Genomic DNA, 19,276 nt, shown 5'->3' with positions numbered 1-19,276 from the left:
AGAAGTGAAGCGCAGCAAGAACCTCCGCGCTGCGGACGCCAAGATCGACCGGGAGCGCACCTACGCCCCGCTCGAGGCCGTCCGTCTCGCCAAGGACACCGCCACCACGAAGTTCGACGGCACCGTCGAGGTCGCCTTTGCCCTGGGTGTCGACCCGCGCAAGGCCGACCAGATGGTCCGCGGCACCGTGAACCTCCCGCACGGCACCGGCAAGACCGCCCGGGTCCTGGTCTTCGCGACCGGTGACCGTGCTGCGGCCGCGGAAGCCGCCGGAGCCGACATCGTCGGCGCCGACGAGCTCATCGACGAGGTGGCCAAGGGCCGTCTGGACTTCGACGCCGTCGTCGCCACCCCGGACCTCATGGGCAAGGTCGGCCGCCTGGGCCGCGTGCTCGGTCCGCGTGGTCTGATGCCGAACCCGAAGACCGGCACCGTCACCCCCGATGTCGTGAAGGCTGTCAACGACATCAAGGGCGGCAAGATCGAGTTCCGCGTCGACAAGCACTCCAACCTGCACTTCATCATCGGCAAGGTCTCCTTCGACGAGACCAAGCTGGTGGAGAACTACGCAGCGGCGCTGGAGGAGATCCTCCGTCTGAAGCCGTCCGCCGCCAAGGGCCGCTACATCAAGAAGGCCACGCTGGCCACCACGATGGGCCCCGGCATCCCGCTGGACGCCAACCGCACCCGCAACCTCCTCGTCGAGGAGGACCCGGCCGCCGTCTGAGCCACCGCGCTCACCCGGTAGCCGCGTCGGACGCGTGCACTGTGTGGACGGGCCCCGCAACCTTTCGAGGTGCGGGGCCCGTCTTCGTATCCGAAGGAAGAACGCGCGGGACGTGTCCGTGAGGGCGTTCCCGTGAGAAGCGGTGACTGTCAGTGCCCTGTGCCAGTGTGGGACGGGTACGGCAGGACGATACGAGGGGTGGACCGGTCCGATGAGGACGAGCACGATACGCCGGGTGGGTACGGGGGCCGCAGTGGTGGCCCTGATGTCGGTGGCGGCCTGCAGCGGCGGGGGCGGAAACAGCGGCTCCGGTACGGCGGGGAAGCCGGCGGCCGCGGGCGTGGCCGGGGCGAGCCATGTCGCGGCGCTCCAGCAGATCCAGAAGAAGGCCGACACCACCCAGTCGGCCCGGGTCGAGGGCACCTCCACGATGGGCGACGCCGTCTCCATGAAGCAGGCGGGGACCATCAGCTGGGCGGACGGCCTCACGGGCTCGCTCACCATCACGTACACCGGCGGCAAGCTGGCCGAGCAGCAGGGCGGCCCCAAGTCGGTCGAGGCGCGCTATTTCAAGGACGCGTACTACGCCGACATGGGCGAGGACTTCGCCAAGCAGTCGGGCGGCAAGCGCTGGGTCCGGTACGCCTTCGATGACTTCGCCGAGCTCGGCGGGCCCGCGGGCGACGCCATGAAGGAGCAGTTGCAGAAGCAGGACCCCCAGGAGGGCGTGAAGGCCCTGCTGGCCGCCGGGGACGTCAAGAAGGTCGGCCAGGAGGACGTCCGGGGCGTCTCCGCGACGCGCTACTCCGGCACGGTGGACGTGGCGGAGCTGACTGCGCGGAACAGCGCCCTGGACGCCGAGCAGCTCGCCGCCCTCAAGGAGCAGCTCTCCGCCGCCGGAATCACCACGCAGACCGTCGACATCTGGGTCGACAAGAACGACCTGCTGGTGAAGAAGACCGAGCGCGGCGAGAGCGCGCTGGGCGCGTTCAACACGACGGCCTTCTACAGCGACTACGGCACGGACGTCTCCGTGGAGAAGCCGCCGGCCTCCGACACCGCGGACTTCGCGGAGCTGCTGAAGGAAGAGGGCGCAGGCCCCTCCTGACCTGCGGCCACACCTCCCGCACCGGGGTGGCGACGCCGGATTTGCCCGGCGCGCCCCCGGTCGCGTACGCTCCACAGGAAGCCAAAGACCGCTGGTCGTCGCTGCGCTCTCGCAAGAGGGACAGTGACCGAAGGTTCCGCTAGATCGGACGACCTGCGCAGGTGACTGTGGAACTGCTCCCGGACTCTGTCCGGTCGAGCCGCGCCCTGGCACTTGTGCTGGGGCGTTTCGTCTTTCCCGGCCCCTTCTGAGCGGTCCTCATCACCCGGAAGGAGGCCGACGCTCATGGCAAGGCCCGACAAGGCTGCCGCGGTAGCCGAGCTGACGGACCAGTTCCGCAGCTCGAACGCCGCCGTGCTGACCGAGTACCGGGGTCTCACCGTGGCACAGCTCAAGGAGCTGCGCCGTTCGCTCGGTGAGAACGCCCAGTACGCCGTGGTGAAGAACACGCTGACCAAGATTGCGGCCAACGAGGCCGGGATCGACACGCTGGACGACCTGTTCTCGGGTCCGACGGCGGTTGCCTTCGTCACCGGTGACCCGGTGGAGTCGGCGAAGGGTCTTCGTGACTTCGCCAAGGACAACCCCAACCTCATCATCAAGGGCGGTGTCCTTGACGGTAAGGCGCTGTCCGCCGATGAGATCAAGAAGCTCGCGGACCTCGAGTCCCGCGAGGTTCTGCTCTCCAAGCTGGCCGGTGCTTTCAAGGGCAAGCAGACGCAGGCGGCGCAGGTCTTCCAGGCCCTGCCCTCCAAGTTCGTCCGCACCGCGGAAGCTCTTCGTGCCAAGAAGGAAGAGCAGGGCGGTGCCGGTACTCCGGCTCCCGCCGAGGCCGCCGAGTAATTTCGCTCAGCGGTCCAGCGGGCTCCACGTACGCCCGCCGACACATACACCCGGCACCTGCCGAATAGTGGAAGGACGCCTGTCATGGCGAAGCTGTCCCAGGAAGAGCTGCTCGCGCAGTTCGAAGAGCTGACCCTCATCGAGCTCTCCGAGTTCGTCAAGGCCTTCGAGGAGAAGTTCGACGTCACCGCCGCCGCGGCCGTCGCCGTCGCCGGTCCCGCCCAGGGCGGCGCCCCGGCCGAGGCCGAGGCCGAGCAGGACGAGTTCGACGTCATCCTCACCGGCGCCGGCGAGAAGAAGATCCAGGTCATCAAGGTCGTGCGTGAGCTGACCTCGCTGGGTCTGAAGGAGGCCAAGGACCTCGTCGACGGCACCCCGAAGCCCGTCCTCGAGAAGGTCGCCAAGGAGGCCGCCGAGAAGGCTGCCGAGTCCCTCAAGGCCGCCGGCGCTTCCGTCGAGGTCAAGTAACACCCCGGGAGTCCACGGACTCCCCGCGGGCGCGTCACGCGTCCGCACCGAAGGGCGATCATCCATCCGGGTGGTCGCCCTTCGGCGTACCCGTGGCGGCTGCCTTGAACTTCTGCCGGTGACGAGTAGGGTGATCTTCGCCGTGCGCCTCTCGCGGGGCGCCCAGGGGCCTCCCGAGGGCTTCCCGGGGCGGCCGGAGAGAGCTCCCGGAGGACCCGTCCGGACCGGTGGGCCTTGACGAACGGCACGAGGCGCGCAATTCTCAGGACGCGTCCTCACTTCGATCCGTATCCGAGGCATGGATCGAGAGTGAAGAGGGCAGTAAAGAAGAGCGCACCCCGCGCGAGGGCCTGACCACATAGGTAGTTGAGAACAGCTGTTGAGAGCAACGTGGGTCTCTGAGAACCCCGACTGGACATCAGTGTGCCGCTTGGCTACACTGACCCTTTGCGCTGCCTGTTAGCTGCCTCCTGCCCGTCACCAGGGGCATGCCCGCACTTGAGCATCGATGACCGACCTTCGCTGAGCTGGCCTTTTCGGCCGGTTCGGGACGGTGTGTCTGGGTGTCCAATGCGGGACCGGTACGCGCGTAGTGAGTCCGAGCCCTCGGAAGGACCCCCTCTTGGCCGCCTCGCGCAACGCCTCGACCGCGAATACGAACAACGGTGCCAGCACCGCCCCGCTGCGCATCTCTTTTGCAAAGATCAAGGAGCCCCTCGAGGTTCCGAACCTCCTCGCGCTGCAGACCGAGAGCTTTGACTGGCTCCTCGGCAACGCCGCCTGGAAGGCTCGCGTCGAGGCTGCTCTGGACAGTGGACAAGACGTCCCCACCAAGTCCGGCCTGGAGGAGATCTTCGAGGAGATCTCACCGATCGAGGACTTCTCCGGGTCGATGTCGCTTACGTTCCGCGACCACCGCTTCGAGCCCCCCAAGAACTCGATCGACGAGTGCAAGGAGCGCGACTTCACGTTCGCCGCGCCGCTCTTCGTCACGGCCGAGTTCACCAACAACGAGACCGGCGAGATCAAGTCCCAGACGGTCTTCATGGGCGACTTCCCGCTCATGACCAACAAGGGCACCTTCGTCATCAACGGCACCGAGCGTGTCGTCGTGTCGCAGCTGGTCCGCTCGCCGGGTGTCTACTTCGACTCCTCCATCGACAAGACGTCCGACAAGGACATCTTCTCCGCCAAGATCATCCCGTCCCGGGGTGCCTGGCTGGAGATGGAGATCGACAAGCGCGACATGGTCGGTGTCCGCATCGACCGCAAGCGCAAGCAGTCCGTCACCGTCCTCCTCAAGGCGCTCGGCTGGAGCACCGAGCAGATCCTTGAGGAGTTCGGCGAGTACGAGTCGATGCGCGCCACCCTGGAGAAGGACCACACCCAGGGCCAGGACGACGCGCTGCTCGACATCTACCGCAAGCTGCGCCCGGGCGAGCCGCCCACCCGCGAGGCCGCTCAGACGCTGCTCGAGAACCTCTACTTCAACCCGAAGCGCTACGACCTCGCGAAGGTCGGCCGCTACAAGGTGAACAAGAAGCTCGGCGCCGATGAGCCGCTGGACGCCGGGGTGCTCACCACCGACGACGTCATCGCGACCATCAAGTACCTGGTCAAGCTGCACGCCGGTGAGACCGAGACGATCGGTGAGTCGGGCCGGGAGATCGTCGTCGAGACCGACGACATCGACCACTTCGGCAACCGTCGTCTGCGCAACGTCGGCGAGCTCATCCAGAACCAGGTCCGTACGGGCCTGGCGCGGATGGAGCGCGTCGTGCGTGAGCGCATGACGACCCAGGACGTCGAGGCGATCACGCCGCAGACCCTGATCAACATCCGGCCGGTCGTCGCCTCCATCAAGGAGTTCTTCGGCACCAGCCAGCTGTCGCAGTTCATGGACCAGAACAACCCGCTGTCGGGTCTCACCCACAAGCGCCGTCTGTCGGCTCTTGGCCCGGGTGGTCTCTCCCGTGAGCGGGCCGGCTTCGAGGTCCGTGACGTGCACCCGTCCCACTACGGGCGCATGTGTCCGATCGAGACCCCCGAAGGCCCGAACATCGGCCTGATCGGTTCGCTCGCCTCGTACGGCCGCGTCAACGCGTTCGGCTTCATCGAGACGCCGTACCGCAAGGTCGTCGACGGCCAGGTCACCGACGACGTCGACTACATCACCGCCGACGAGGAGGACCGCTTCGTCATCGCCCAGGCGAACGCGACCCTCTCCGACGAGCTGCGCTTCACCGAGCCGCGTGTCCTGGTCCGCCGCCGTGGGGGAGAGGTCGACTACGTCCCCGCCTCCGAGGTGGACTACATGGACGTCTCGCCGCGCCAGATGGTGTCCGTCGCCACCGCGATGATCCCCTTCCTGGAGCACGACGACGCCAACCGTGCCCTCATGGGCGCGAACATGATGCGTCAGGCGGTGCCGCTGATCAAGTCGGAGGCCCCGCTCGTCGGCACCGGCATGGAGTACCGCTGCGCCACCGACGCCGGTGACGTGCTCAAGGCCGAGAAGGACGGTGTGGTCCAGGAGGTCTCCGCGGACTACATCACCGTCACGAACGACGACGGCACGTACACCACGTACCGCATCGCCAAGTTCATGCGCTCCAACCAGGGCACCTCGGTCAACCAGAAGGTCGTCGTCTCCGAGGGCGACCGGATCATCGCCGACCAGGTGCTGGCCGACGGCCCGGCCACCGAGAACGGTGAGATGGCCCTCGGCAAGAACCTCCTCGTGGCGTTCATGCCGTGGGAGGGTCACAACTACGAGGACGCGATCATCCTGTCGCAGCGCCTCGTGCAGGACGACGTCCTCTCCTCGATCCACATCGAGGAGCACGAGGTCGACGCCCGTGACACCAAGCTCGGCCCGGAGGAGATCACCCGGGACATCCCGAACGTCTCCGAAGAGGTCCTCGCCGACCTCGACGAGCGCGGCATCATCCGTATCGGTGCCGAGGTCGTCGCCGGTGACATCCTCGTCGGCAAGGTCACGCCCAAGGGTGAGACCGAGCTGACCCCCGAGGAGCGCCTGCTCCGCGCGATCTTCGGTGAGAAGGCGCGCGAGGTGCGCGACACCTCGCTGAAGGTGCCGCACGGTGAGATCGGCAAGGTCATCGGCGTCCGCGTCTTCGACCGCGAAGAGGGCGACGAGCTGCCGCCGGGCGTGAACCAGCTGGTCCGCGTCTACGTCGCGCAGAAGCGCAAGATCACCGATGGTGACAAGCTCGCCGGCCGTCACGGCAACAAGGGCGTCATCTCGAAGATCCTGCCGATCGAGGACATGCCGTTCCTGGAGGACGGCACCCCGGTCGACATCATCCTCAACCCGCTGGGTGTCCCGTCCCGAATGAACCCGGGACAGGTCCTGGAGATCCACCTCGGCTGGCTCGCCAGCCGCGGCTGGGACGTCTCCGGCCTCGGTGACGAGTGGGCCAAGCGCCTGCAGTCCATCGGCGCCGACCAGGTCGCCCCCGGCACCAACGTCGCCACCCCCGTCTTCGACGGTGCGCGCGAGGACGAGATCTCCGGTCTCTTCGAGGCCACGATCCCCAACCGCGACGGCGACCGCCTGGTCCAGCCCTCCGGCAAGGCCAAGCTGTACGACGGCCGCTCCGGCGAGCCGTTCCCGGACCCGGTCTCGGTCGGGTTCATGTACATCCTCAAGCTCCACCACCTGGTCGACGACAAGCTGCACGCGCGTTCGACCGGTCCGTACTCCATGATCACCCAGCAGCCGCTGGGTGGTAAGGCTCAGTTCGGTGGACAGCGCTTCGGTGAGATGGAGGTGTGGGCACTGGAGGCGTACGGCGCCGCCTACGCCCTCCAGGAGCTGCTGACGATCAAGTCCGACGACGTGACCGGCCGCGTGAAGGTCTACGAGGCCATCGTCAAGGGCGAGAACATCCCCGAGCCGGGCATCCCCGAGTCCTTCAAGGTGCTCATCAAGGAAATGCAGTCGCTCTGCCTCAACGTGGAGGTGCTCTCCTCGGACGGCATGTCCATCGAGATGCGCGACACGGACGAGGACGTCTTCCGCGCAGCGGAGGAGCTCGGTATCGACCTGTCCCGGCGCGAGCCGAGCAGCGTCGAAGAGGTCTGACGGGTTCGCCGGCCGGATCCCTGTGATCCGGCCGGCTCTCCCCGGACCCGTTCAGACCATTGCTGAAGTGCCCCGATTTCTCGCTTTCACGCGAGGGGGCTCGAACCCCCGAAAGAGGGATTGACGACAAGTGCTCGACGTCAACTTCTTCGACGAGCTGCGGATCGGCCTTGCCACCGCGGACGACATCCGGACCTGGTCCCACGGCGAAGTGAAGAAGCCGGAGACCATCAACTACCGCACGCTCAAGCCCGAAAAGGACGGACTCTTCTGCGAGAAGATCTTCGGTCCGACCCGGGACTGGGAGTGCTACTGCGGCAAGTACAAGCGTGTCCGCTTCAAGGGCATCATCTGTGAGCGCTGCGGCGTCGAGGTCACTCGCGCCAAGGTACGCCGTGAGCGGATGGGCCACATCGAGCTCGCCGCTCCCGTCACCCACATCTGGTACTTCAAGGGCGTCCCGTCGCGCCTCGGGTACCTGCTGGACCTCGCGCCGAAGGACCTCGAAAAGGTCATCTACTTCGCCGCGTACATGATCACGTTCGTGGACGAGGAGCGTCGTACCCGCGACCTGCCGTCCCTGGAGGCGCATGTCTCCGTCGAGCGCCAGCAGACCGAGAACCGCCGCGACTCCGACCTGGAGGCCCGCGCCAAGAAGCTCGAGACCGACCTGGCCGAGCTGGAGGCCGAGGGCGCCAAGGCCGACGTACGCCGCAAGGTGCGCGAAGGTGCCGAGCGTGAGATGAAGCAGCTGCGCGACCGTGCGCAGCGCGAGATCGACCGTCTCGACGAGGTGTGGAGCCGCTTCAAGAACCTCAAGGTCCAGGACCTGGAGGGCGACGAGCTGCTCTACCGCGAGCTGCGTGACCGCTTCGGCACGTACTTCGACGGCTGCATGGGCGCCGCCGCGCTGCAGAAGCGCCTGGAGTCCTTCGACCTCGACGAGGAGGCCGAGCGCCTCCGCGAGATCATCCGCACCGGCAAGGGCCAGAAGAAGACCCGTGCGCTCAAGCGCCTCAAGGTCGTCTCCGCGTTCCTGCAGACCAGCAACAAGCCCAAGGGCATGGTGCTCGACTGCGTGCCGGTCATCCCGCCGGACCTGCGTCCGATGGTGCAGCTGGACGGTGGCCGCTTCGCGACCTCCGACCTGAACGACCTGTACCGCCGTGTGATCAACCGCAACAACCGCCTCAAGCGTCTCCTTGACCTCGGTGCCCCCGAGATCATCGTGAACAACGAGAAGCGGATGCTGCAGGAGGCCGTCGACGCGCTGTTCGACAACGGCCGCCGCGGTCGCCCGGTGACCGGTCCCGGTAACCGCCCGCTGAAGTCCCTGAGCGACATGCTCAAGGGCAAGCAGGGCCGTTTCCGTCAGAACCTGCTCGGTAAGCGTGTGGACTACTCCGCGCGTTCCGTCATCGTCGTCGGCCCTCAGCTCAAGCTGCACCAGTGCGGTCTGCCCAAGGCCATGGCGCTGGAGCTCTTCAAGCCGTTCGTGATGAAGCGCCTGGTGGACCTGAACCACGCGCAGAACATCAAGTCGGCCAAGCGCATGGTCGAGCGTGGCCGCACCGTCGTGTACGACGTCCTCGAAGAGGTCATCGCCGAACACCCGGTGCTGCTGAACCGTGCGCCCACCCTGCACCGCCTCGGCATCCAGGCCTTCGAGCCGCAGCTGGTCGAGGGCAAGGCCATCCAGATCCACCCGCTCGTCTGCACCGCGTTCAACGCGGACTTCGACGGTGACCAGATGGCCGTGCACCTGCCGCTCTCCGCGGAGGCGCAGGCCGAGGCCCGCATCCTGATGCTGTCCTCGAACAACATCCTGAAGCCGGCCGACGGTCGTCCCGTCACCATGCCGACCCAGGACATGGTGCTGGGGCTGTTCTTCCTCACCACCGACGGCGATCTCCGTGACACCAAGGGCGAGGGCCGCGCGTTCGGCTCCACGGCCGAGGCGATCATGGCGTTCGACGCCGGCGAGCTGGCGCTCCAGTCCACCGTCGACATCCGCTTCCCGGTGGGCACCATCCCGCCGCGCGGCTGGGTGCCGCCGGTCGCCGAGGAGGGCGAGCCCGAGTACCAGCCGGGTGACACCTTCCGGCTGCGTACCAGCCTGGGCCGTGCGCTCTTCAACGAGCTGCTGCCCGAGGACTACCCGTTCGTCGACTACTCGGTGGGCAAGAAGCAGCTCTCCGAGATCGTCAACGACCTGGCCGAGCGCTACCCCAAGGTCATCGTGGCGGCGACGCTCGACAACCTGAAGGCGGCGGGCTTCCACTGGGCGACCCGTTCGGGCGTCACCGTGGCCATCTCCGACGTCGTCGTGCCCGAGGCCAAGAAGGCCATCGTCAAGGGCTACGAGGAGCAGGACGAGAAGGTCCAGAAGCAGTACGAGCGCGGTCTGATCACCAAGGACGAGCGCACGCAGGAGCTCATCGCGATCTGGACCAAGGCGACCAACGAGGTCGCCGAGGCGATGAACGCGAACTTCCCCAAGACCAACCCCATCTTCATGATGGTTGACTCGGGTGCCCGAGGAAACATGATGCAGATGCGGCAGATCGCCGGTATGCGTGGTCTGGTGTCGAACGCGAAGAACGAGACCATCCCGCGTCCGATCAAGGCGTCCTTCCGCGAGGGCCTCACCGTTCTGGAGTACTTCATCTCCACGCACGGTGCCCGTAAGGGTCTGGCGGACACCGCCCTGCGTACCGCCGACTCGGGTTACCTGACCCGTCGTCTGGTGGACGTCTCGCAGGACGTGATCATCCGCGAGGAGGACTGCGGCACCGACCGCGGCCTCAAGCTGAAGATCGCCGTCAAGGGCGCCGACGGCGTGCTCCGCAAGACGGACGACGTCGAGACCTCGGTCTACGCCCGCATGCTCGCCGAGGACGTCGTGGTGGACGGCAAGGTCATCGCGCCTGCCAACGTCGACCTCGGTGACGTCCTGATCGACGCCCTGGTGGGCGCCGGAGTCGAGGAGGTCAAGACCCGCTCGGTCCTGACCTGTGAGTCCGCGGTCGGCACCTGTGCCTTCTGCTACGGACGCTCGCTCGCCACCGGCAAGCTGGTCGACATCGGTGAGGCAGTCGGCATCATCGCCGCCCAGTCCATCGGTGAGCCCGGTACCCAGCTGACGATGCGTACCTTCCACACCGGTGGTGTGGCCGGTGACGACATCACCCAGGGTCTGCCCCGAGTCGTCGAGCTCTTCGAAGCCCGTACGCCCAAGGGTGTCGCCCCGATCTCCGAGGCCAAGGGCCGCGTGCGGATCGAGGAGACCGAGAAGACCAAGAAGCTCGTCGTCACCCCGGACGACGGCAGCGACGAGACGGCGTTCCCGATCTCGAAGCGTGCCCGTCTGCTCGTGGGCGAGGGCGACCCGGTCGAGGTGGGCCAGAAGCTCACCGTGGGTGCCACCAACCCGCACGACGTGCTGCGCATCCTCGGCCAGCGTGCGGTCCAGGTCCACCTGGTCGGCGAAGTCCAGAAGGTCTACAACTCGCAGGGCGTGTCGATCCACGACAAGCACATCGAGATCATCATCCGGCAGATGCTCCGCCGTGTGACGATCATCGAGTCCGGCGACGCGGAGCTGCTTCCGGGCGAGCTGGTCGAGCGGTCGAAGTTCGAGACCGAGAACCGTCGTGTGGTCACCGAGGGCGGCCACCCCGCCTCCGGCCGTCCGCAGCTGATGGGTATCACCAAGGCCTCGCTCGCCACCGAGTCGTGGCTGTCGGCGGCGTCCTTCCAGGAGACGACCAGGGTCCTGACCGACGCGGCGATCAACGCCAAGTCGGACTCCCTGATCGGCCTCAAGGAGAACGTCATCATCGGTAAGCTCATCCCGGCCGGTACGGGTCTGTCCCGCTACCGCAACATCCGGGTCGAGCCGACCGAGGAGGCCAAGGCCGCGATGTACTCGGCCGTCGGCTACGACGACATCGACTACTCGCCGTTCGGCACGGGCTCCGGCCAGGCCGTCCCGCTGGAGGACTACGACTACGGTCCGTACAACCAGTAAGCGAGTGGCGTTCGCTTGAACGCCTGAGGGCGGTCACCCCGTACGTCACGGGGTGGCCGCCCTCCGGCGTGTCCGGGGGCGTGATCCACACGAAAGACGCTAGTTGCCGGTGAGCTGCCATACGGACAGGACCACACCGGCCACGGCGGTCACCGCGGCGATACTGGGCAGCGGCCAGCGGGCCCGCTCCAGGGCGTCGAGCCGCGTCTCGTGCTCGGCGAGCCGGCCGTCGCTCTGGTCACTGCGCTGCACCAGCAGGGCGAGCGAGCCGTCGACCCGGGCGAAGCCGACCTCGACCGTGCCGCGCAGCCGTTCCAGCTCCAGGGCGACGGCCGCCGGGTCACTGTGTGCGGGATCGGTCATCCGCGCCTCCGCTCGGCACGCAGCAGGGCGGCGAGCTCCCGGCCGTCGTCCGCCCCGGTGTGCAGGGGGCGGGGCAGGAGACGCTGTACGGAGTCCAGAGCCATGATCCGGCTCAGTGCGGCCGCCACCGCCGCGGCCCCGGCCGCCCAGGGCAGGCCCTCGGCCACACCGGAGGCGTCGACGAGGGCGGGCAGGGCGACGGCGAGGGCGACGGCGGTCTGGACGAGGGTGCGCAGGGACCGCCTGGTTGCTTCGGACATGAGGTGGCACCTTTCCGTTCGTGAGAAGTGAGGAGGGCAGGGAGGGCAGGGGGATTCAGGAGGTACGGGGAACCTTGAGCGCGGCCCAGGACGCGGGGCCCGGCACGCCGTCGGCGTCCTTGCCGGTGTAGCCGAGCCTGCGCTGCCACACGGCGTACGAGCGGCGGTCGGCCTCGCTCCAGACGGGCCCCGGGCCGACCGCGTACCGTCCGCAGCCCTCGGCGACCAGTCGTCTGCCGACCGCCGTGAACAGCGGGCTGCGGCTGCCGGGCCGGAAGAAGGCGCCGCCGGGGAAGGCCGCGAGCGGCGAGGCGGGTGCGGGTGTGGGGCGGGCGGGTCCCTGCCGGAGTCGGCCGGTGATCCGGGCCCGCATCCCGTCCATCGGGAACGTCGGGTCGATCTTGCGCCGGGTCCACTCCTTGTGGCCGATCACTCCGGCGGCGGACCAGCCGTGGGCCCGGCACAGCGCGGCCGACAGGCGTTCCACGGCGTCGAGCTGGGCGGCCGGGTAGGGGTCGCGGCCGTCGCCGAGGTTCTCGATCTCGAAGCCGTAGAAGCGGGCGTTGCCGTCCACCGCGTCCACCCCGGGAGCGGGCGGGCGCGCTCCGGCGCGCACGGCGGCGAGGACGGCCGCCGAGCCGCTGCCCGCGTGGTTGGTGCGCCCGTAGCCGATCAGGTGGACCAGCCCGGACTTGTCGACGACGCCGATGCACAGGGGGCCGGGCAGGTCCGGGGTGCCGCGGTGGCAGAAGGCGACGCTGTCGGACCCGGCGGTGTGGTGGAGCATGACGCCGTGGACCGGGCCCCAGGCTCCCTTGTGGTTGCGGTGGTGGCCGCGCCACCCGGTGTGCTCGGTGACGCGGGCCCCTTCGGCACGCAGGGCGCGGACGAAGGCGTCGGCGGACAGGGGGGCTGCCATGGGACGTACCTCCTCATGATCTTTTACGGGTTGGGGTCGGAGGGGGACGGGAACGGCCCCGGCCCGCCGCTGTGTGCGGGGGCCGGGGCCGTTCCCGTGAGGGGGGTGCGCCGGGCGGGTCACATGATCGGGTCGACCCGGATGTAGCGGGTGCCGAAGGTGGCCGTGTTGGCGGTGGTGGCGGACCGGTAGGCGGGCGTGGCCGTGTGGGTCGCGCCGGGGGCCAGGCCCGTGACGAGGAACTGGGTCGACAGGGAGGAGCGGGTCACGCCGTTCGTCTGCGCGGCCCGGCCGTCGTTGGCGGCGAGGACGACCGTGTTCGAGGCGTTGCGGACGACGGCCCCCATGTACGAGGCGACGTTCGCCGCCGAGCTGGAGGCGTAGCAGCCCACGGTCACGATGACCTGACCCGACCCCGGCGCGGTGAACGACGCCGCCATCGGGTCGCCGGTGGCGCCGGTCAGCGTCTCGGCGTACGTGGTCGACGTCGTCGTACCGGCGGTGGAGTTGATCCGGAAGACCGGCACGGCGCCGACCGGTGTCCACGCGGAGCCGGTGTAGTGCGTCAGCCTCGGCGGCGAGGCGACCCAGGCCACCATGCCCGCGACGGGCGCCGGGATCTTGGTGTCCCGCTCGGCCGCCGTGCCGAAGCGCAGGACGGTCCGCCCGTCCAGGGCCTGGGCCAGCGACTGGAGCTGGGCCGGGAGGTCCGCCGGATCGCTCGGCTGCGGGTAGGGGATGCCGCTGAGGGGGGTGTACTGCGTGGTCATACGGAAGCCTCCTGTACGGGTTCGACGGGGACGGGCACGGGCGCGGGGACAGGCACGGCGACGGGTTCGACGGGCGTCCCGCCGCCGGGTTCGGCAGGCGGGACCCCGGGAGCCGGTGCGTCGGGCGGCAGCTCCTCGACGGTGACCAGGACGGGCAGCCCCCAGAGCTCCGGTGCGCTGTCCGGGGGTGTTCCGGTTGTTTCGGGCCGATGCTCAGGCATCGCTGTCCTCCTTCACCTGTCGCCAGGTCCGGCCCCCCGAGGCCAGGGCGGCGAGCGTCGCGTACCGCGACCGCACGTTCCCGTAGGTGGGCCCGGCGGGGAGCGGGGTGTGGTCGGCGGACGTGTCCGGGGTCAGTCCCGTGTCGTACGGGAGGCCGTTGGGGCGGGTGCCGCGCAGGGTGAGGGTCTGCTGGACGGTCCCGGCCGCCGTGGCCGCCGTCTTGATGGCGACGACCCAGGCGAGGGTGTCCAGTTCCGCGCCGACGGTGTCCACCAGCCGTACGACGTCACCCAGCTGGATGCGGGGGTCGTACAGCACCTCGGTCTCGCTGATGACCGGGACCGGGTACTCCCCGGCCGACCGCATCGCGTCGGCGAGGTTCCGGGCGGCCCGGAAGTCCTGCACCCAGTCGCTGGCCTCGGCGCTGAACTCCTGTCGCCCGTAGAAGCGTTCGCTGGTCCCGTCGGCGGAGGAGGAGGTCGCCTGCCGTTCGACCGCCTCGGTCGAGGGCACCAGCGTCTGGATGAAGACGGAGGGCTTGCCGTTCACCGTGACCGTGAAGAGCCGCTGGGCGCCCCGGTTGGTGAACTGCACGACCAGATAGCCGTCCTCGCGCCGGGCGAGCACCTCGACCACCCCTTTGACCGCGTCCCCGCCCGCCGAGGGCGTCGCCGCGAAGCGCACCGAGAAGCCGAGCGCGACGCTCTGGTCGTCGTCGGTGTTCGGCGGGCCGATGTCGAACTCCTCGTCGGCCAGCACATAGCGGATGGTCACCGTGGAGCGGCCGGGGATCTCCCGGATGACGGTGTCGGAGTAGGTCGTACCGCTGGAGACCGCGACCGCCGTCCAGTCCTTGTACGGCTGGACGCAGTAGTTGCGGCAGGCGTCGATCTCCTCGGTCAGGGTGAGCGAGGAGATGTCCCGGACCGAGGTCAGGGTCAGGTCGGGAGCCGTGGGCAGGGTGGCGAACCGGGTGCAGTTGTGCCAGCGGAAGATGCCCCGCTCGTCGAACTCGGCGGTGGACATGCTCGCCTTGGCGATCTGCGTCAGTACCTCCCACTGCGATCCGGAGACCCGGGGCACCGAGTAGAGCGGCAGGACCGCCTCGTCCAGCCGCGCACCCCTGTCCCAGCTCTGGGTGAACTCGGCCACCGACGGAATGGCCGCCAGCCCGCTGGTGAGCTGTACCCCTTCCGTCCCCATCGTGGTGATCAGACGCATCTGGGCGAGCTCGGACATCTGCTGGGCGGCGGTCGTGTGCCCGGTGGAGAAGACGCCCGGGCCGAGGGTGTAGTTACGCCCGTCGGGCCCGGTGAGCCGGGGCTGCACGGTCGGCAGCACGGTGGTGTCCGTACCGGAGAGATCGAAGAAGCCGCCGATGTGCCAGACGCCCGGCTGGGTCTTCATGTCCGGCACGTTCCAGGTCATGTGGTAGCCGCCGGCGCCCCGGCTCCCGGAGTACATGAAGATCTGGCCGAGGGAGAAGTCGGCCGAGAGCCGGAGCTGGCCGACGTGGCTGCCCTCGCCGTTGAGGTCCAGCTCCAGGGAGACCGTGCTGCCGATCCCGACCGCGCTGTTCACCCAGGCCTCGGCGAAGAGCCGGCTGCCGGGTACGGTCGGCCGGCTGCGCGGGAACCAGGAGGCGATCAGCCCGCTGACGTCCGTCTCGGGGGACTTGGCGTGCGGAGCGGCGTGCGGGACGAGCATCATCTCGTGCGGCGCGCCCGCCCGCGCCCAGCTGTAGTGGCGGGGGTCGGGGACCAGCTCCGGCTGGCCGTACGGTGCCGCGAACCCGCCGTGCAGGGAGGCGTGGACCAGGGTCAGCGGAGCGTTCGCCACCGCGTCCGGGTAGCGGGGCGGCGGCCCGGTGTGGATGCCCGCCTGGCGCAGGAGCTCGTCGACGCACCAGGTGGCGGTGGCCACCGGGCGGCGCCAGTAGAACCCGGCGTACGGCTTGGGCAGCGCCGCGGGGCCGTGCAGCCGCTCGGCCCCGTCCAGCGCGGTGAGCTGCACCTGGTCGGTGCCGGAGGCGGCGGACCGGTTGCGGAGCGTGCCCCGGAACGCGGGCAGGGTGCCCGCGTCCGTACCGTACGCATGGACCACCGACTGCCCCGGGCGCGCCACATCGCCCGTGGTGCGGGGGGCCCACGGTGAGTAGAGGGCCGGGGCGGACCTGCCGTCGGTGCCCGCGATCTGGAGCTGGAGCTGCGCCGCCGAGCTGCCGGAGAAGGCGCGCATGGCTTCCGGCAGATCGGTGCTGTAGCTGCGTTCCAGCTGCCAGGACAGGACCTGGTCCGTCACGTCCTTGCCGCCGAGGCGGGTGGAGTGCGCGGTGATTCTCGATCCGGCTCCGAGGGCGCCGGTCGCCTGGGCGTCAGTTGCTCGCACTGGTCACCTCCGTGAGGTCGATCGAGATGGTGCGGTACGGGAGCGGGCGCGCGGGGGAGTCGGTGTAGCCGGTCACCGCCATGGCCGGGCAGCCCTCGCCCGCGAGCTGCGGGACCGTGCTGTCGATGTGCAGGAGCTTGGTGGGGCCCAGGCGGGCGGAGAAGGCGGTGGGGGCGGCGTCGAAGGAAAAGCCGACTATGACCTGCGCGGCGGTGGGGAAGACCTTCGAGACTCCCCACTCGGTGGAGAAGCCCACAAAGGTGCCGGCCGCGTTGAAATAGGTGTAGGAGCAGCTCGACGAGCGTGCGCGCAGGGCCGCCGGAAGCACCAGGCCGACGAAGCCCGGACCCGGTACGGGGTGGCCCGGCTGCCCCGGGTGGATGAGGTTGATCCAGCCCGACGTGTTCGCCGCGAGGGACGCCACGACGTACCCCTCGGCGTCCGTGGACAGGGTGACGCCGCTGGTCTCCCACTGGGTCGTCGGGCCCCTTCCCGCCGCCTGGTCGGCGGTGAGGAGGTTGACCGGCGCGGTGGGCACGTGCGGATCGCCGATGGTGAGGACGGCGCCGCCGAGCGGGTACCAGCCCGCCTCGCCGGCGACCCCGGCGGGGGTGACGAACGCGGCTCCGGCGGGCGCGGTCGCGGTGACGGTGTGGCCGTTCGCGGTCGCCGAGGAGAGCAGGGACCCGGCCGCGTCCCGCCAGTGCAGACGGGACGTGCAGGGGCCCGCCCGCCAGGTGGTGGGCAGGGTGAACCGCAGCTCCATGCCCGGAGCCACCGGGAAGCCGGCGCCGGGGCGGCGGCGCCAGCTGAGCTCCGAGGCGGCCGAGTCGGTCCGCCATTCGTACGCGCCGATCGCGTGCCCCGTCCCGGAGGGCCGCTCCAGCTTGCCGGTGCCCCCGGAGACGTACCAGTACAGGGAGGCCGGAGCGCCGGGGCTGCGGCCCTCGGCCTGGAGCGGGTCCAGGAGGTTGCGGGTGACCGGGTCGATGACGGTGATCGGGCCCGGTCCGTCGATGCGCCGGGCCAGCCGGTCGAGGTGGGCGGCGTCGTCCTCGGAGAGCCGGTCGAAGGTGAACTTCGTCTTACGGGCGCTGCGTTGGGGCGCGAGGGTGGTGACCTGGCCGCCGAGCGAGGTGAACTGGGTGACCCCGAGTTCGGCGCCGCGCTCGAAGGCGGTGGCCGCCTGGCTGATCTCGCGCAGTCGTCCGGGCAGGCCGATCCAGAGGTTGCGTGGCATGGTCGGGTGCCTCCTTCTTCGTTGTCTGCGGATGCGGTGTCGGCGGGTGGGGCGTCCGCGGGTGCGGGGCGCCTCGCGGGCTACCTGCGGGCCAGCTGGCGGTGGCCCGCGAGTACGGCGCGGGCGATGGTCTGGCCGTCCACCTGGACGTGGACCGGGCGCTCCGCGAGCCGCTCGACGGCGGCGGCGAGGCGTGCGGTCTGGGCGCGGCCTGCGGCGCCCGAGCCGAGCATCCGCTCCAGCTTGGAGAGCGGGATCACGGCCTCGGACTCGCCGGCCTCGCCGATGACGGCGAGGGTGCCGCCGTTGCGGGGCTGGACGACGCCGCCCTTGGCGAGGTGGGGGACCGGGATCTTCGGCAGGTTGAGGCTGAAGTTCCGGCCGCCGTAGACCGGGACCCAGCCGGGGATCGAGACCTTGATGCCGTTGAGGGCGCCGATGATCGTGTTGATGGCGGTGGCGAAGGCTCGGAAGGGGGCGAGCAGCACGTTGCCGACGCCCTTGAGGATCGGGGTCATCACCCGTATCGCGGTGGAGACCGCGTTCGACGCCGCCTTCATGCCGGACTTGAAGCCCTTGCTCACCACCGCGACGATCTTGTCGACGTTGACGAACCGGGCGATCAGCGGCGCGAGCAGCGCCATGATCAGGCCGAAGGGGTTGGCGGCCATGGCCAGGTTGAGCCCCCGCTGCGCGAGGCTCGCCCCCTTGAGCCCCTTGGCGAGGCCGCCGCCCATGGTCTTGCCGGTCCGGTCGGCGTTCTTGCCTGCCTTGCCGACGGACTTCTCGACGGCGTCGGCCTGGCGCTTGACGTCGCGCAGGGAGTTCTTCGCCTTGTCCGCCGACCCCTTGAGCCGGTCCAGCGCCGTCCTGAGCCGGTCGGAGCCGCCCCTGGCCCTGCCGAGCGAGGAGTCGGCGTTGCGCAGCCCGGTGTGCAGCCTTCCGACGGCGCTCTGGCTGCTGCCGGCGGAGGTGCGGAGCTTGCCGAGGGCCGTACCGGTCTGTCCGGCACCGGTCCTGAGCCGGGACAGGGAGGCGGTGGTGCTGCCGGCCGACCGTTGGAGGGCGACCATTCCCTGGGAGGCGGCGTTGAGCCTGCCCCTGAGGCCCTGAAGACTTGAGGAAACATTCAGTACTGCTCGTTTGAGGCTCACGGAGCAACCTCGCTCTCGGATAGTGAGGTGGGTGCGTCAGGACAGTGCACGGACAAGTTCGTTCACGCGGTTTTCGAGGACGTTGATAGCGCTGGCGGCCTGCCTGACTTCAGTGATATCGGCCTGCGGAGTGGCCGGACGTATGCCGGTGCGTCCGGCTCCGGACATGATCCTGGCGACTCCGCTGTTGGCGCGGGACGCGCCCCTTTTCGCCCCGTCCGCCGTTGCCTGGGCGCGATCCGCGGCCCTTCGGGCATTGGTCGTCTTTTCTTCCAGTGCGGCGATCTTCGCCTTGTGCTGCCCGATCAGGCCGCCGTCCTCGGCAGGGAAAGAGGAGCCGCCGCCGATCTTGTCTATTCTCGCCTTGAGGTCGCCGGGGTCCTCACCCCTGGCCTTTGCCTGCATCTCCTTGAGGTCGAAGAACGTGTGCTCGGCGTTGAACAGCTTGACGCCGAAATTGGCGCCCACGGCTTCGGCGACGATTCCGTTCAGTTCGGGCTTGAGGAGGTTTACGGAGTGTGCGACTCCGACGAGTTCCTTCTTGACGGCGGCGATGTCGTCCTCGGCGTAACCGAGTTTCTTTCCTATGGTGGTGAGGTCAAAACCCATGTGCTGAGCTCCTTCCGGGGCATGAAAAAGCCGACGGGTGGTGCGGTCGGGCCGATCTGCTGGAGAT

The 19,276-nt window shown here is 69.1% G+C and carries 15 protein-coding genes; 6 read left to right on the top strand and 9 right to left on the bottom strand.

Translation table 11 applies throughout. From position 1 onward, the window contains the following. The first annotated feature begins 4 nt into the window (after nucleotides 1–4). From rplA to ACFW9Z_RS07520, 6 genes are all read left to right on the top strand, one after another. Entirely contained in the window at nucleotides 5–727 is a 723-nt protein-coding gene (rplA, locus tag ACFW9Z_RS07545; protein ID WP_384635845.1) for a 50S ribosomal protein L1, read from the top strand. A gap of 211 nt (nucleotides 728–938) precedes the next feature. Beyond that, nucleotides 939–1,835, top strand: a complete 897-nt coding sequence (locus ACFW9Z_RS07540; RefSeq protein WP_384635842.1) for a hypothetical protein — start codon at nucleotides 939–941, stop codon at nucleotides 1,833–1,835. A gap of 285 nt (nucleotides 1,836–2,120) precedes the next feature. Next, nucleotides 2,121–2,678, top strand: coding sequence for a 50S ribosomal protein L10 (gene rplJ / locus ACFW9Z_RS07535; RefSeq protein WP_003966997.1), 558 nt, complete (start codon nucleotides 2,121–2,123; stop codon nucleotides 2,676–2,678). Nucleotides 2,679–2,762: 84 nt separating this feature from the next. Beyond that, entirely contained in the window at nucleotides 2,763–3,146 is a 384-nt protein-coding gene (gene rplL, locus ACFW9Z_RS07530) for a 50S ribosomal protein L7/L12 (protein WP_137232475.1), read from the top strand. Between the two features lie 622 nt (nucleotides 3,147–3,768). Beyond that, a complete protein-coding gene (gene rpoB / locus ACFW9Z_RS07525) occupies nucleotides 3,769–7,254 on the top strand; it encodes a DNA-directed RNA polymerase subunit beta (protein ID WP_384635837.1) in 3,486 nt (1,161 codons plus the stop codon). A gap of 130 nt (nucleotides 7,255–7,384) precedes the next feature. Continuing rightward, nucleotides 7,385–11,284, top strand: a complete 3,900-nt coding sequence (locus ACFW9Z_RS07520) for a DNA-directed RNA polymerase subunit beta' (RefSeq protein ID WP_384635834.1) — start codon at nucleotides 7,385–7,387, stop codon at nucleotides 11,282–11,284. Nucleotides 11,285–11,383: 99 nt separating this feature from the next. On the opposite strand, the gene ACFW9Z_RS07515 is transcribed toward ACFW9Z_RS07520, so the two are convergent. The 9 genes from ACFW9Z_RS07515 to ACFW9Z_RS07475 form a co-directional block, all read right to left on the bottom strand. Beyond that, entirely contained in the window at nucleotides 11,384–11,647 is a 264-nt protein-coding gene (locus ACFW9Z_RS07515) for a hypothetical protein (RefSeq protein ID WP_384635831.1), read from the bottom strand. Next, on the bottom strand, nucleotides 11,644–11,907 hold the full coding sequence (locus ACFW9Z_RS07510; protein WP_384635828.1) for a hypothetical protein: 264 nt from the start codon (nucleotides 11,905–11,907) through the stop codon (nucleotides 11,644–11,646). Before ACFW9Z_RS07510 ends, ACFW9Z_RS07515 begins: the two co-directional genes overlap by 4 nt. Nucleotides 11,908–11,962: 55 nt before the next feature. Beyond that, the gene (locus ACFW9Z_RS07505) at nucleotides 11,963–12,826 is read right to left on the bottom strand and encodes a peptidoglycan-binding protein (protein WP_384635825.1); all 864 of its coding nucleotides are present in this window, start codon (nucleotides 12,824–12,826) and stop codon (nucleotides 11,963–11,965) included. 119 nt (nucleotides 12,827–12,945) lie between these two features. After that, complete coding sequence (locus tag ACFW9Z_RS07500) at nucleotides 12,946–13,596, bottom strand: hypothetical protein (RefSeq protein ID WP_384635822.1); 651 nt, start codon at nucleotides 13,594–13,596, stop codon at nucleotides 12,946–12,948. Continuing rightward, a complete protein-coding gene (locus ACFW9Z_RS07495; protein WP_384635820.1) occupies nucleotides 13,593–13,817 on the bottom strand; it encodes a hypothetical protein in 225 nt (74 codons plus the stop codon). The genes ACFW9Z_RS07500 and ACFW9Z_RS07495 overlap by 4 nt, the downstream gene beginning before the upstream one ends. Next, complete coding sequence (locus tag ACFW9Z_RS07490) at nucleotides 13,810–16,206, bottom strand: hypothetical protein (protein ID WP_384635817.1); 2,397 nt, start codon at nucleotides 16,204–16,206, stop codon at nucleotides 13,810–13,812. Before ACFW9Z_RS07490 ends, ACFW9Z_RS07495 begins: the two co-directional genes overlap by 8 nt. Next, complete coding sequence (locus ACFW9Z_RS07485) at nucleotides 16,193–17,446, bottom strand: hypothetical protein (protein ID WP_384635814.1); 1,254 nt, start codon at nucleotides 17,444–17,446, stop codon at nucleotides 16,193–16,195. Before ACFW9Z_RS07485 ends, ACFW9Z_RS07490 begins: the two co-directional genes overlap by 14 nt. 80 nt (nucleotides 17,447–17,526) lie before the next feature. Further along, entirely contained in the window at nucleotides 17,527–18,519 is a 993-nt protein-coding gene (locus tag ACFW9Z_RS07480) for a hypothetical protein (protein WP_384635811.1), read from the bottom strand. A gap of 117 nt (nucleotides 18,520–18,636) precedes the next feature. Next, the coding region (locus ACFW9Z_RS07475; protein WP_384635808.1) for a hypothetical protein at nucleotides 18,637–19,276 on the bottom strand (640 nt) is incomplete at its 5' end.

It is taken from the genome of Streptomyces sp. NPDC059452 (assembly GCF_042750035.1).
GTDB lineage: Bacteria > Actinomycetota > Actinomycetes > Streptomycetales > Streptomycetaceae > Streptomyces.
Note: the sequence above shows the minus strand (reverse complement) of the source record. Positions and strands in the feature narration are given on the sequence as shown.